The following is a 14,255-nucleotide window of genomic DNA, read 5'->3' as shown; positions in this document are numbered from 1 at the left end:
CGGCTCCTTACTTATCACTCTACATGCTTATCTGTATCAGTTGTAACGTGTTTTATTATGCTTGCCGCAATTAGGCCCATTGGTAAAAGGCCAATTCTTGTTCCAGCTACAATACTTGCTCCTATTTTTGCACCCGTCGGAGTTTCCCCCTTAATAATGACGTCTTCTGTATACCCATTTTCTTTATTTATCTTATCCAATCCACGGCAGTTTCGAATAGAAATGGCTTCCACTTCAATTTCTTTATTAAATAACCCGAAATAAGAGGAATACTGTTTAATAATTTTTCCACTTTCCCGGTTTGTCACACAATTTTGGAACGTACAATCTTCAATAAAAGCTGTGGGACCTTTTATTTTTTCAAATACATTTCCTAGAATTAAGAAGCCACTTTCCGTTTTGAAACCATTGAAAACACATTTTTTTACTGTGCTAAATGTCGAACTTTTATTTTTGGTTCGTTGAAAATATAAACTTCCTTCGCTTACAAAAGATGAACCATTTGTATAAGTTAAATTATCAAACTCACAATATTCAATCGTGACCCCGCCATCAAAGTCAGTTTTAATAATATTATTCGTACAATCAATAAATTGACAGTTTGAAATGATAGAAGAATGGCTAGCTTCTACAACGGACTCACATTTAATGAACAAACTGTTCGTTAGTTTTATTTCTTCCATCGATAATAGGCCACCAAGTGTCAAAACAGATCCGCAATTCGTAAATACCGATTGAACAACTTCTTTCGCATTCCTAATGCAATTATTTAAATACTCAAAGCTACAGTTTTGATAGACACCTTTTTCGATATCAAAAATAACGAGTGCAGGCGTTGTACTTGAATTGGTTAATGCGTCCCCATTCACTACACACTCTTGTATAACAAATTGGGGATCCTCCCAATACGTATTCACATTAAAAATAGGATTCCAAGAATACTCATTTCCCTTTGTTGAAGACTTAGGTATCGTTGTAAAGGTAAAAACACAGTTTCGAATAGTCCCCCTTTTGTACTGTCCAGATAAAAAGTTTTCGGAGGGATTAATGAATTTCGATTTTTCGATTGTGATTGAACCGTTATATTCCAGTTTTGCAAAATAACTACACCCGTAAAATTCGCAGTTTCTGAACAATAATTCACTATTCTCTTTTGTCTGTATGAAAAAGTTATCCACTTCGCCTTTACAAAAGATGTCACAGTTTAGAAACTCCAGCTCTGCTCCTTCTTCTACAATTATTTCGTTCGTTTCTTCCGATTCATTATAGTAGACTGTACAGTTTTCAAAGCGCAATGTTCCTTCACAACGAATATACGTGTTAATATAAATGTTTTTATTATGAAACTCCTGTACCGTTCCAGATGGAATGTGAAGGATAGTAGAGATTACTTCATCCTCTTTCTCTATCATTTCATATTGTATTTCATCATCCTTTAGTTCTGCATAAAACGTTTCGTCGGGCTCTAAAAAATCATATCCACCATATTTGTCAATAAAGCCTTCTTCGCCACGTAACTTGTATAAATTTTCAACTTTAGAAACCAGCTCTTTAATCGTCTTATTTCCAAAATCGAATTCTTCTAGCAGCTCCTCATTCCCTTCTAAGAAATCAAAATTAAAATGTTGAAGGAATCCATATTCTATACAGCATTGAAGTAGAATTTTTTTTGAATCAATATTGTTTAAAGAATTAATGGCAAGATGAATGTCAATTGGTTGTGGCTCTACCTCGATATAGTTTAATACTGCATTGGCATATGCTTGCTGTTGTTCCGATACACGCTCAAATTGACCCATAAGATGGAGAAGTAAGCCACCTGCTATTTGTTTTTCCTTCAATGTTAAATCAGCTATGTCCGTTTGCTTTGTAAGACCTAGAACACAGTAATTCTCTAACTCTTTTACTTTATTAGCTAAAAGTAAATCTTGTTGAGAGAGACGCTTTATTTTATCCATTGAGTTTGTCACGAGTTCTGCAATTCTACGGTCACTAGTAGAAAGGCGCACGAGAATTTCCATAAAAATGGTTTGTGCTTGGGATAGTTCTCCAATTTGAGATGCCATACGTTGGTCTTTTTTCGTGGAATGAGTGACCATGTCAAATACTCTCGTAAACCAATTCTCGTTTTTGATTTCGTCGAACTGTTCCTGTGCAGCAATGCTCAACTTGTTTGCTGCTTCTTTTAAGTCATCTAATGATGTTTCTTGTTGATAGTAGTCATAGTCAATATGTAACTCATGTAGACTCATTTCAATCCTTACCCCTTCATTATCAAATCAAATTCATCGAAATATTCATCGACAGATGCTGCTGTTTTCTTGGCTTTACGTATATTACCTGCTAAATGCTTCTCATTTTGTTCGATCTTTTGTAGAGCACTCTCTAAATTCACTGTCATTCCGCAAACATAGCCAGAGGCATCTAAGATTTTCCCGTAAGCCCCTTCCCCGAAAATTTCATCGAGAACATTAGATGAGATTGCATTTATATAAATACCAACAGCCATTCCTGCTGCAAAACCTAATGCACCACCTGGAAGAAATAGTGTTAACGCCCCCATCGCTCCACCAACAACGCCACCTTTTAACGTTTCTTTTCCAATTGAAACGAAAGCCTCTTCCTCTGTGATATCCCCATTTTTAAACTTCATATAATTCGAGATACTGGAAACAGTTAAAGAAACCGCAGCACCGACAATTGCTCCTTGACAAGCTTTTTTAGCCACATCATTTACCGTTACTTGTACCGCTGCCTGTCCAGACTTTATTTTGTTTTCTAATCTAGCTGTCGAATGCTTTACACGATCGTAATTGTTTAGTTCTTTCACTTTCATATACTCTTTAGCCTGTTGTAATCGTTTAGCGTATTCCGTATTACCAGCATCTAATGCCTTTTTTAGATTGTGATCCAATGCCTTTGCCAGTGCTTCAGAGGATCCTTCAATTCCTAAAAATGTATCTTTAGGGTCTAACGTTCCTTTTTCTAATGCTTTTAAGACACCCTTTATATTCGTCCCAAGACCCTTGTCACTTACAGACGCTTTAATCGTAACTTTTTCAATTCTGTTTTTTACAAACCGATTAACAGACGTTCCATCTATTCCTGGTGCGTTCGAAGTTTCCTCCCCTAGCAGCTTAGACTTTTCTAATAAACTACTAAGCTTCCCTTTTTTCCATCTCAACCAATCAATTTCCTGTGCTGTACCATTTAGTTTCCTTAACACATTCTGCTGTTGATTTTCTGTTCCATTTAGAAAATAACTTTGTGCGCTTTTTGCATTTGAAAAGTATCCACTTCTTGAAAAGGAATCAACATTTAACTGGCGAAACACCTGAATATCACGGGTAAACTGATGCGTCCCTTCATAAGCAAGGTTTAACCCAGCAAGCTTATTCACACCTTGAGAAAGAGTATCTAGCGTTTGAGAAGTAACTAAATGATATTGTCCTGCCACTACCGTGAAATTAGCCGCTTCCGCAAGCAATGATGGATTTTCTTTCAATTGCTTAACGTAATGAGGACATATTTCGTTGTTATTATGGATGACTTTGCACCTCGTACAATATTGAACCATCATTAACCCCCTCTTCTTTAGATAAATAATGTAAGACTGACGATTATTCCGCAAATAAAACTTTCGACCTACGAAATGATTATAAGTTGATCATACACCAAATGGAAGGATGGAAGATAGTTCTTTTTATTCATGAAAAGTTAATCCTCAATCAATAAAAAAAGCCAAGCCCTCACCAGAGAACTCAGCTTCCTATCAATCTATTAATTTATCTAACTTCAACCCAACCATTCTTAATAGCTACAACAACAGCCTGGGTACGATCGTTTACGTTCATTTTTTGTAAGATATTACTTACGTGGTTTTTAACCGTTTTTTCACTGATATATAGGTCATCACCAATGCCACGGTTGCTTCTTCCGTCCGTTAACAGTTGAAGAACTTCACATTCTCTTCTCGTTAACAAATGGAGTGGACGACGAACTTCCGTAGCAAGGTGTGAATGCGCTGCTCCAGATTGTCCACTTGCGACAGCAAGACGACGGAATTCCTTCACTAAATTATGTGTGACTCTTGGATGCAAGTACGATCCACCTTCTGCAACGACTTTAACCGCTTCGACTAGAGAATCCGCATCCATTTCTTTTAATAAATAACCAGTTGCTCCAGTTTTAAGGGCATGCGTCACATAGCTTTCATCATCGTGAATCGATAAAATAATAACCTTCGTATCCGGGTAAGTGTCAATTAATTGTTTCGTTGCTTCAATTCCGTTCAAGTTAGGCATATTAATGTCCATGATGACAACATCAGGCTTATGCTGCTCAATTAGAGCTACCGCCTGTTCCCCATCGTCACCCTCTGCTACCACTTGAAAGGTTGGTTCAAAATCTAGTATTCGTTTTACACCCTCGCGAAATAATTGGTGATCATCAATTATAACTATGCTTGTTTTCATGAATAACGCCTCCCCCTTTCATTTTGACAATCGAGGCAATTTCGGTCAATACTCCATAAGCAGTATTAACAGAACATGTTAGTAAGTTTATTCTTATTTTTCCTATATAAATAAGCAGCATATAGTAGTTTAACCATTTCTTGTAACGTATCATCAAATAACCGAAATATTCCCACATATAGAAAAGGGAAATAAAATCATATACGTCTTAGCACATTTGCACCCAATTAGTTACACCTCAAACGGCACCTGTATCATCACAATCGTTCCTGCGCCCACACTTGAATCAATCGTTAAATTGCCATCAAGTAAATCCACTCGCTCGCGCATTCCGATTAACCCAAACGAGTCTTTTTTCTTCTCTCGGATATCAAAGCCTTTTCCATTGTCTTTTATGATAACTGTTACATGATTTCTACTTATCTCAAGCTTAACCACAATTTCACGAGCTTCCGCATGCTTCAGGGCATTTTGGACGGCTTCTTGTACCATTCGGAATAAAGCCACCTCAAATTTTGATGGGATTCTTTGCTCGGATCCTATAAATGTAAATGAAATCATAGTGTCGCCATTATATTCTTCGATCGTGGATAGGTACTTTTTGAGGGTAGGTACTAATCCAAGATCATCCAGTGCCATTGGACGCAAGTCATAAATGATTCGACGGACCTCATATAGCGCGGAACGAACCATTTTTCGTAAATCATGAATTTCTTTCACACCCTGATCAGGACTCTCTCGGTAGACCTTATCAATAATTTGCGAGCGCAGCATCACATTCGCAAGCATCTGGGCAGGTCCATCATGAATTTCACGAGAAAGCTTCCGGCGCTCCTCTTCCTGTGCCTCAATAATTTTCAGACCAAATTCCTGCTTTTGCTTCGCGTCCTCAATCATTTCTCCAACCATCCTAAAATCACTCGTTAAATAATTAAGAACCACGGAAATTTGTCCGACAAGATGGTCTGCACGTTCAATTGTCTCATTTAGACCGACTAATCGTCTTTCAAGCTCATCCCGACGTTCGCGCAGCTGCTTCTCTTCCTGCCTAATTACAGTTAACTGCATCTGCAAATCATGAGCCTTCTCATACGCATTCCGAATTTCTTCTTCTGAATACTTATTAAAATGACTGCTCACCTCGGAAAGACGTTTTCTTGCAAATCGAGAATGATTTTCTAAGCGATCCACCTCATCAATAATCACTCCAACGCGTTCCTTAATATCCTTTAGCTCATCCGTTAACGTTAAAAATTCGTTACGAGATTGCTCACCAATTCGAAAAATTTCTTCCTTGCTATGATCAACGGTGTGCACCATTTTTTCCAATATTGAATCAAGAACTTTAATATCAAGCCCTTTGGTGGCCATGCTTCCACCTCCATCTAAATTATATACTGATTTGTTTTTTACAGCATTTCATATCATTTACATTTGTATTACATTTGACCTATGCCAAAAACAAACCATTGATGTAAAAATTATGTCGTTTTATAATAGAAGAATGGGCAAAAAATTTCCAAAAACTCGGTCAGTGCCGAATTTTGTCGCACTACAGTTTTCTTGAAGCCCCGATAGGAGGTATTACGCGTAATGCTTCATTCCTATTATACAGTAAAAGGGTATGGCGAGCATGAAATAAATATTCAAAAATCACGCTTTATCGCATATATTGACCGCGCAACAACAGAAGCGGAAGCACAGGAATTCATTCAGAAAATAAAAAAGCAGAACTGGGATGCAACCCATAATTGTTCCGCATATCTCATTGGGGAAAACGATCAAATTCAAAAAGCAAACGATGATGGTGAACCAAGTGGGACTGCTGGTGTGCCAATCCTTGAAGTCTTGAAGAAAAAACATTTAAAAGATACGGTTGTTGTCATAACTAGGTATTTTGGTGGAATAAAATTAGGTGCAGGGGGACTAATCCGTGCATACGGAAAGTCAACCTCAGAAGGCCTCCAAGCAACCGGCATCGTTGAACGTAAACTCATGAGAGTGATGCATACAAAAATTGATTACACATGGCTTGGTAAGGTTGAAAATGAACTCCGCTCTTCTATTTACCAAATTAAAGAAATCAAGTATATTGAGGCTGTGGAAATCGAAACCTATGTAGAAGAAAGCCAGACACCACAATTCACTGAATGGATGACCGAGCTTACAAATGGACAAGCGGAAATTTCGGAGGGTGTTGTGGAGTATTTAGAAACAGATGTAACTAAATAAATGAAGTCAGGACATTCCTAATTCATAAGGAATGTCCTTTTATATGCCTAAATTGATTATATTTGTCATATTTATTGTCAATAATATGATAGCAATAAAAAATAAATTGTAGGTGTTCCTTTTGAAAGTCTTAATTTCGTTCCTTATCAGTTTCATTTCCACTGTTATTCTAACTCCAATAATAATAAAACTTGCCTATAAAATCGGCGCAATTGATTTGCCAAACGAAAGAAAAGTTCACCAAAAAGGAATTCCAAGAATTGGAGGATTAGCTATCATTATTGGCTTTTCAATAGGTGCCTCTTTTTTGAGTTTATATGAATATGATAATTTTCATATCATTTTTCTTAGTATTATTATCATGCTTCTCACTGGTCTTTTAGACGATATTTATAATTTAAAGCCAATCTATAAATTCAGCGGTCAATTGATTGCAGCACTGTTAGTCGTCGCTGTAGCCCAATTAAAAATTGAGTATGTAGTATTACCGAGTAATTTTAATCTTGATTTCGGATTTTATAGTTACCTCATTTCACTATTCTGGATTCTCGCTTTAACAAATTCAATTAATTTTATCGATGGACTTGATGGTTTAGCTGCTGGTGTTTCCATAATCGCTCTTGGCTCCATGCTATATTTATCAATTATCGATAATCACGTTCTAGTTGTTGCGTTAGCCGCAATTGTAATTGGGAGTACACTTGGCTTTTTACTTTTTAATTTCCATCCTGCTAAAATATTCATGGGAGACACCGGTTCTCAGTTTTTAGGTTTTATAATTGCCATAATATCGATAATGGGCTTTTATAAGAGCGTTACGATTTTCAGCCTATTTATACCGATCATCATTTTAGGGGTACCTCTCTTTGATACCTTCTTCGCGATCATGCGAAGATTATTAAGTAAACAGAGTATTAGTAAGGCTGATCGTTCACATATTCACCATAGGCTGCTTGATTTCGGATTTAGCCACCGTGAGTCCGTATCCATCATCTATTGTCTTTGTATTGTATTTAGCGCGATCGCTATCTCGTCTTCAAGAGTTACTTTATGGCAATCGTTTATTATATTTATTATATTCACTATTATTTTACAATTCCTTGCAGAGCTTATAGGTTTATTAGGAAAAAAACAAATATTTTTAGCTTTATTTAAAAAATTATTGTTTAGAAATAAATAAAAGCACTTCAAGCGAAGTGCTTCTTACATTTTATTACGTACATTTAACGGCTTTAAGCCATTTATAAAATTAATAAGTGGTTTGTAGTCTTCACGTACTAATCCAACTTTCTCTACGATTAATTCAATCGCAATAATTAACGTAAAGAGAATGATTAAAGATCCCCATATCGTTGCTTGCGAAAATAAGAATGCTGCAATCCCGAAAAGTGCACTCATTAAATAAATTAGTAAAACACTTTTTCGATGTGAATATCCGAGCTTAATTAAGCAATGATGTAAATGGGATTTATCTGGTGCAGATAATGGCTGTTTATTAACGATTCTTCGAACAATCGCAAAAAGTGTATCAGATATCGGCACACCAAGGATAATTACAGGAATAATTAATGAAATAAAAGTTACATTTTTAAAACCTAAAAGAGATAAAACTGCAATCATATAACCAAGGAATAGGGCTCCAGTATCACCCATAAAAATTTTCGCTGGGTGGAAATTGAAAACCAAAAATCCTAAAGTTGAAACAGCTAGAATAAGCGCCATTATCATGACATAAGTCTGGTTCCCCATAAGTAAGGCCATTCCGCCAATTGCGAATAATGCAATCGAGGAAACCCCACCAGCTAATCCATCTAAACCATCTATTAAATTAATGGCATTTGTAATACCAATAATCCATATCATGGTAATTGGTATACTTAAGATACCAAAGTTTAACTGTCCACCAAAAGGTAAATTGATAAAGGTTACCTGTAGGTCGCCAAATACGACAACCACTAATGTAGCTAAAATTTGACCAAATAACTTTACTTTTGGAGAAATCTCTTTAATATCATCGAAAATTCCGGTTAGGATGATGATTACACTACCGATCAAGATAGGTATATGTACTTCATCAGATGGCTGAAGAACTAAAACACCTACAATAAAGCTTAAATATATTGCTAAACCACCGAGACGTGGCATGATTGTTTGATGAACTTTTCGTTTATTCGGTTTATCAGTAGCACCCAATTTAAAGGCAAGCTTTTTTACAACAGGAGTAAGTATAATCGTTGTAACAAAAACAATGAACAAAGTTAAATACAACATAAATTGACCTCCACGTTGGCCCGTCTGAACTATGACGTTTAGTTTTTATTATCCAATCATACTTGGACATCATTCAAATAGACTCTTTAAAAATTATAGCACAAGTAATTTGTAAGTAAACAAGATTATTTACCTATTTTGGCAGCTTAATATTACTTAATACATTAGTTCGGGATATATTCAATTTATTTGACGTTAAATAGCTAAAAAAAGTTTCACAATTAGGTTACAAAAATATTACCCTAGAAATTAAGAACATAAAAAGGGAATGTCTAGTAATCTAAGACATTCCCTTAAAATCTATAATTCTCTATTTTCCTTCATTAAAAAGTTAATCCCCCACCATACACCCAACCTTCTTGGCCGTTATATAGTATACGGTACCAACGTTTGTCGTATGGATAAGCATCTGGATTATCTACAACCTTCACATCTTCATTGTAACCTAAAACCCTTACCACTGTCCCCGAATTCAATCTGCCATAAAGAACAGCATCAACACCGCCCACATAAGGGATACTCCTAAATGCTAATCCATTTGTATTAACAGTAGCGTATGTTTCGGTGGTGTACGTAATAATAATATCGGTTGGATATGGCTGTCCATCTGGAATCTCTCTTCCAAATGAAGGTGCTGGTTGTGATGATGCAGGAAGTATACCTACGCTATTATAGTGACCAAAATCAAACGACTTCATGGACTGCATTAAATTTGCTATACCGTTTTTCCAATTTTGGTCTGTGGCATATTTTACATTCATGCCGGTCAAATGAGATCCATTATAGTGTTTTCCAGTTTCATCTAAATATTCCGTTCTTACAGTATACGCATTAAAATTGATACTGTCTAAACCTGAAGGGAAGTAAAATCCGCAAGTAAATGGACACGGATCATAAGCACTATAACCGTAGTAGTTATTTTTATAATTTCTTAGATTAGATCCATCCCAACCTGTTTCCCAAATAGCATGTGCTACAAGATATTGGGCGTTCACACCATATCTATTTTGAGCATCAATAAAACTTTGCGCATTGGCTTTTAATGGACTATTGGGCCTATTCTTTTGATTAAAGAAATTCACAATATCGGTTGCAGTAATATTCGAAGGCTTCCTTAAGTCAAGATAGAGATAAGGGTTACCATTCATCACGTTCAATGTGTGACTAATTGAAGATGTTGAACCGTTATTGCCTGTCTCTTTTACCATTATGATATGTTGACCGTCAGGAATTTGCTTCGTGTCAAGTTCAAAAGTATAGCCAGAGTTAGAATTTCCGTATTCCGGGAATGCCTTTATTACATCAAGACGTTCTCCTCCATATGAAGCCAACCCCATATAGTTTCCATCAACTAACACTTCAACCTTAGAAACCCCACTTATGTCTAAGAACCATCCCTTTACAGTAAGATTCCCATTAACGGTAGCACCGTTTATTGGTCCTTCAAGATAGCCGATGGTCCGCAGGTTTTCTATCTGAATTACCTGGTTCAATTCTGTTTTTTTTCCGTCATTACCAGTTGCTCTAACCGTTAATGTTTGATGGCCATTCTTTAGTCTTGTAGTATCTAATGATAATCTATATCCGGAATTCGAATTCTGATAGTCAGGATAGGCTTTGGCTACATCTGTTCGTAACTCGCCGTAATTGGCCTGTCCTACTAGTTTACCATCTACTAAGACTTCGACTTTAGATACTCCACCCATATTCAAGAACCAGCCTCTGACATCAACTTTCCCCTTAACTATATTGTTATTTAATGGTGCATCAACATATAGTTTTGGTGGAGGATTTTGGACATTTATTACTTGACTAAGTTCCGTTTTTTCTCCGTTTTTTCCAATTCCTCTAATTGTAAGAGTATGATTACCGTTACCCAGAGTCGTTGTGTCTAACGAATAGGTGTAGCCGGAATTTGAATTCTGATATTCCGGAAAGGCCTTGGCTACATCTGAGCGCAAACCACCGTAATCAGCATGTCCTAATAGTTTACCATCTACCAAGACTTCAACTTTAGATACTCCACTCGGATTTAAGAACCACCCTCTACCATTAATAGTACCCTTGACTGTACTGTTATTTAGTGGTGCATCCACATAAAGTTTTGCTGGTAGAGTTTGAGAATTTTGGACATTTATTACCTGACTATGTTCCGTTTTTTCTCCGTTTTTTCCAACACCTCTAATCGTTAGAGTATGTTTACCGTTACCTAGAGTCGTTGTGTCTAACAAATAGGTGTAGCCAGAATTTGAATTCTGATATACCGGAAAGGCCTCGGCTACATCTGATCGCAATCCGCCGTAATCAGCCTGTCCTAATAGTTTACCATCTACCAAGACTTCAACTTTAGATACTCCACTCGGATTTAAGAACCACCCTCTACCATTAATAGTACCCTTGACTGTACTGTTATTTAGTGGTGCATCCACATAAAGTTTTGCTGGTAGAGTTTGAGAATTTTGGACATTTATTACCTGACTATGTTCCGTTTTTTCTCCGTTTTTTCCAACACCTCTAATCGTTAGAGTATGTTTACCGTTACCTAGAGTCGTTGTGTCTAACAAATAGGTGTAGCCAGAATTTGAATTCTGATATACCGGAAAGGCCTCGGCTACATCTGATCGCAATCTGCCGTAATCAGCCTGTCCTAATAGTTTACCATCTACCAAGACTTCAACTTTAGATACTCCACTCGGATTTAAGAACCAGCCCCTACCACCAATAGTACCCTTGACTGTACTGTTATTTAATGGTGCATCAATATATAGTTTTGCTGGTAGAGTTTGAGGATTTTGAACATATATTGCTTGGCTAAGTTCAGTTTGTTCGCCATTAACTCCAATTCTCCTAATTGTTAAAGTATGTTTACCATTACTAAAACTTTTTGTGTTCAAGAGGAAATTGTATCCTGAATTATTATTCTGATATTCAGGGAAAGCTTTGCCCACATCTAAGCGTTCATCACCATATTGAGCTTCCCCCATACTTTTTCCATCTACCATTACTTCTATTTTGGGAATACCTATTGGGTCTAAAAACCAACCTTTTATAAGTGTTTCCCCTTCGACAGTAGAATTGTTGATTGGCAAGTCAATATAACCTCTAGGAACAAGATCTCCATCATTCGCTAAAACTCTACTACTATTAAAGGCTATTAGTAAAGTAAATAAGGCTACTACTAATAATATTCGATTTTTAATAATTCTATTAATTTTTTTCACCCCTCGAAAATATTTCTACTATACTCATAGACTAATAATAACAAACTATATTTTCCTAGACAATTTAAATTACGACAAATTTCACTATATTATTTTTCCTAATCTACTAATCTTTGATATAAATAGACCAAATCATGATATTTCGAAAAAAAAACACTCCAAAAGCACTTTGCTTTTGGAGTGTTTTTTTAATTTTTGATTTCTTTTAAAAAAGCTGCCAACGCTTCTTTCCAATCACGCAACGGTGTAAAGCTTTTTTCCCCAATTTTCTTCGTACTCATGACTGAATATTTCGGTCTCGCCGCAGGTCTTGGAAATTGTTCAGTTGTTAAAGGATTAACCTTAACATCTAATCCAGCCTGTTTGAAGATTTCAACAGCAAATTCATACCATGAGCAAATTCCTGAATTGGAAGCATGATAAACGCCATATTCTTCAGATTCGGCTAGTTCAACGAGGAAACTAGCTAAATCAACCGTATAGGTAGGAGAACCAACTTGATCATAAACAACCCCTACTTCACCACGTTCTTTTCCTAACCGAAGCATGGTTTTCACAAAATTATTGCCATTTATACCAAAGACCCAGGAAGTACGAACAATAAAATATTCGGCTAGATTCTCAATTAAAAACTTTTCACCAGCAAGCTTTGTTTCCCCGTAAACACCTATTGGGTTTGTTGGATGATCAACCTCGTATGGCTCGGTTCCATTGCCCTCAAATACATAATTGGTACTTACGAAAACCATTTTGGCGCCGATCTTTTTCGCAGTATGAGCTAGATATTTCGTTCCTAGCCCGTTTACACGGTATGCAGTGTCTTTATCTGTTTCTGCACCATCTACATTTGTAAATGCTGCACAATGAATGATAGCATCTGGTTGTACTTCATTGATAAAAGTCACGACATTTTCTTCATTAGAAATATCTAATTGCTCCCTACCGGCAGGAACAACATCATGTCCCTTTTCTTCTAGCTTTTTAACAACATCATATCCGAGTTGTCCGTTAATCCCTGTAACTAAAACCTTCATTACTCTACCTCTAATCGGTCACCGTACTGTGATTTAAAATACTCCTGATATTCACCAGAGATAATATTTTCCCACCACTCACGGTTATTTAAATACCAATCAATAGTTTGTTCAATTCCCGTATCAAATGTATATTTTGGCCTCCAGCCTAGTTCATCACGAAGTTTTGTAGCATCAATTGCATAACGACGATCATGTCCTGGACGATCCTTTACGAACTTAATAAGGGATTCTGGCTTATCTAATTGATTTAAAATCGTTTTAACGATTTCAACATTTGTACGTTCATTATTACCCCCAACATTATATACTTCACCATTTTTACCGTTGTGAAGAACTAGATCGATTGCCTGGCAATGGTCTTCTACATGTAACCAGTCACGCACATTTTTTCCATCTCCATATATAGGTAGCTCTTTATCGTGTAAAGCATTAATAATCATTAATGGTATGAGCTTCTCTGGGAAGTGGAATGGACCATAATTGTTTGAGCAACGAGTTATATTAACAGGTAAATCAAACGTCTCATGGTAAGCACGGACAAGCATGTCTGCTCCCGCTTTACTTGCACTATATGGGCTATTCGGCGCTAAAGGTGTTTCCTCTGTAAAATAACCTGTTTCACCTAATGTCCCGTAAACCTCATCTGTTGAAACCTGTAAGTATTTTTTTACATTAATGCTCTTAGCAGCATCGAGAAGGATTTGTGTACCTTGAATATTTGTTTTAATAAATATATCCGGGTTTGTAATACTTCTGTCCACATGGGACTCCGCAGCAAAGTTCAAAACATAATCAAATTTTTCAGTTTCAAAAAGATTGTTAATGAAATCTCGGTCGGCGATATCACCCTTTACAAATCTATAATTTGGTTTATCCTCAATATCTTTTAGGTTTTCTAAATTACCTGCATACGTTAGAACATCTAAATTAACAACATGATAATTAGGATATTTATTGACCATATAGCGGACAAAGTTACTTCCGATAAAACCTGCCCCACCAGTTACTAAAATCTTCAT

10 protein-coding genes are annotated in these 14,255 nt (G+C 36.4%); 2 read left to right on the top strand and 8 right to left on the bottom strand.

All coding sequences use genetic code 11. From position 1 onward, the window contains the following. Nucleotides 1-14: 14 nt before the first annotated feature. The 4 genes from ABC371_RS08150 to ABC371_RS08135 all read right to left on the bottom strand — a co-directional run bounded on the left by ABC371_RS08150 (nucleotide 15) and on the right by ABC371_RS08135 (nucleotide 5,846). Nucleotides 15-2,252 (bottom strand): hypothetical protein, encoded by a 2,238-nt coding sequence (locus ABC371_RS08150; protein ID WP_412896341.1) that lies wholly within the window; start codon nucleotides 2,250-2,252, stop codon nucleotides 15-17. 8 nt (nucleotides 2,253-2,260) lie between these two features. Next, nucleotides 2,261-3,580: a magnetosome protein MamC family protein gene (locus ABC371_RS08145; RefSeq protein ID WP_412896340.1), complete on the bottom strand. Its 1,320-nt coding sequence runs from the start codon at nucleotides 3,578-3,580 to the stop codon at nucleotides 2,261-2,263. 205 nt (nucleotides 3,581-3,785) lie between these two features. After that, nucleotides 3,786-4,475 carry a response regulator gene (locus tag ABC371_RS08140; protein WP_136379753.1) on the bottom strand — a complete coding sequence of 230 codons (690 nt, stop codon included), beginning with the start codon at nucleotides 4,473-4,475 and terminating at the stop codon, nucleotides 3,786-3,788. Nucleotides 4,476-4,706: 231 nt separating this feature from the next. Continuing rightward, nucleotides 4,707-5,846, bottom strand: a complete 1,140-nt coding sequence (locus tag ABC371_RS08135) for a sensor histidine kinase (RefSeq protein WP_412896339.1) — start codon at nucleotides 5,844-5,846, stop codon at nucleotides 4,707-4,709. A gap of 222 nt (nucleotides 5,847-6,068) precedes the next feature. Here ABC371_RS08135 and ABC371_RS08130 point away from each other — a divergent pair, with 222 nt between their 5' ends. Then, the gene (locus ABC371_RS08130) at nucleotides 6,069-6,707 is read left to right on the top strand and encodes a YigZ family protein (protein WP_412896338.1); all 639 of its coding nucleotides are present in this window, start codon (nucleotides 6,069-6,071) and stop codon (nucleotides 6,705-6,707) included. Nucleotides 6,708-6,828: 121 nt separating this feature from the next. Beyond that, complete coding sequence (locus tag ABC371_RS08125) at nucleotides 6,829-7,887, top strand: glycosyltransferase family 4 protein (protein ID WP_412896337.1); 1,059 nt, start codon at nucleotides 6,829-6,831, stop codon at nucleotides 7,885-7,887. A 23-nt stretch (nucleotides 7,888-7,910) separates the two neighbouring features. Here the strand turns inward: ABC371_RS08125 and ABC371_RS08120 are convergent, their stop codons facing one another. The 4 genes from ABC371_RS08120 to rfbB all read right to left on the bottom strand — a co-directional run bounded on the left by ABC371_RS08120 (nucleotide 7,911) and on the right by rfbB (nucleotide 14,255). Next, nucleotides 7,911-8,978: a glycosyltransferase family 4 protein gene (locus ABC371_RS08120; RefSeq protein ID WP_412896336.1), complete on the bottom strand. Its 1,068-nt coding sequence runs from the start codon at nucleotides 8,976-8,978 to the stop codon at nucleotides 7,911-7,913. Between the two features lie 323 nt (nucleotides 8,979-9,301). Beyond that, on the bottom strand, nucleotides 9,302-12,199 hold the full coding sequence (locus ABC371_RS08115) for an Ig-like domain-containing protein (protein ID WP_412896335.1): 2,898 nt from the start codon (nucleotides 12,197-12,199) through the stop codon (nucleotides 9,302-9,304). A gap of 188 nt (nucleotides 12,200-12,387) precedes the next feature. Beyond that, entirely contained in the window at nucleotides 12,388-13,233 is an 846-nt protein-coding gene (rfbD, locus tag ABC371_RS08110) for a dTDP-4-dehydrorhamnose reductase (protein ID WP_412896334.1), read from the bottom strand. Further along, nucleotides 13,233-14,255, bottom strand: coding sequence for a dTDP-glucose 4,6-dehydratase (gene rfbB / locus ABC371_RS08105; protein ID WP_412896333.1), 1,023 nt, complete (start codon nucleotides 14,253-14,255; stop codon nucleotides 13,233-13,235). The genes rfbD and rfbB overlap by 1 nt, the downstream gene beginning before the upstream one ends.

This window comes from Bacillus jepli, assembly GCF_047238305.1.
Classification (GTDB): Bacteria; Bacillota; Bacilli; order Bacillales; family Bacillaceae_L; genus Ferdinandcohnia.
This window is presented reverse-complemented; position numbering and strand designations above follow the sequence as displayed.

Excerpts from the sequence above, each read along its gene's own strand:
- ABC371_RS08150 (WP_412896341.1), bottom strand. The coding sequence starts at position 2,252 with ATGAGTCTACATGAGTTACATATTGACTATGACTACTATCAACAAGAA.
- ABC371_RS08145 (WP_412896340.1), bottom strand. The coding sequence starts at position 3,580 with ATGATGGTTCAATATTGTACGAGGTGCAAAGTCATCCATAATAACAAC.
- ABC371_RS08140 (WP_136379753.1), bottom strand. The coding sequence starts at position 4,475 with ATGAAAACAAGCATAGTTATAATTGATGATCACCAATTATTTCGCGAG.
- ABC371_RS08135 (WP_412896339.1), bottom strand. The coding sequence starts at position 5,846 with ATGGCCACCAAAGGGCTTGATATTAAAGTTCTTGATTCAATATTGGAA.
- ABC371_RS08130 (WP_412896338.1), top strand. The coding sequence starts at position 6,069 with ATGCTTCATTCCTATTATACAGTAAAAGGGTATGGCGAGCATGAAATA.
- ABC371_RS08120 (WP_412896336.1), bottom strand. The coding sequence starts at position 8,978 with ATGTTGTATTTAACTTTGTTCATTGTTTTTGTTACAACGATTATACTT.
- rfbD (WP_412896334.1), bottom strand. The coding sequence starts at position 13,233 with ATGAAGGTTTTAGTTACAGGGATTAACGGACAACTCGGATATGATGTT.
- rfbB (WP_412896333.1), bottom strand. The coding sequence starts at position 14,255 with ATGAAGATTTTAGTAACTGGTGGGGCAGGTTTTATCGGAAGTAACTTT.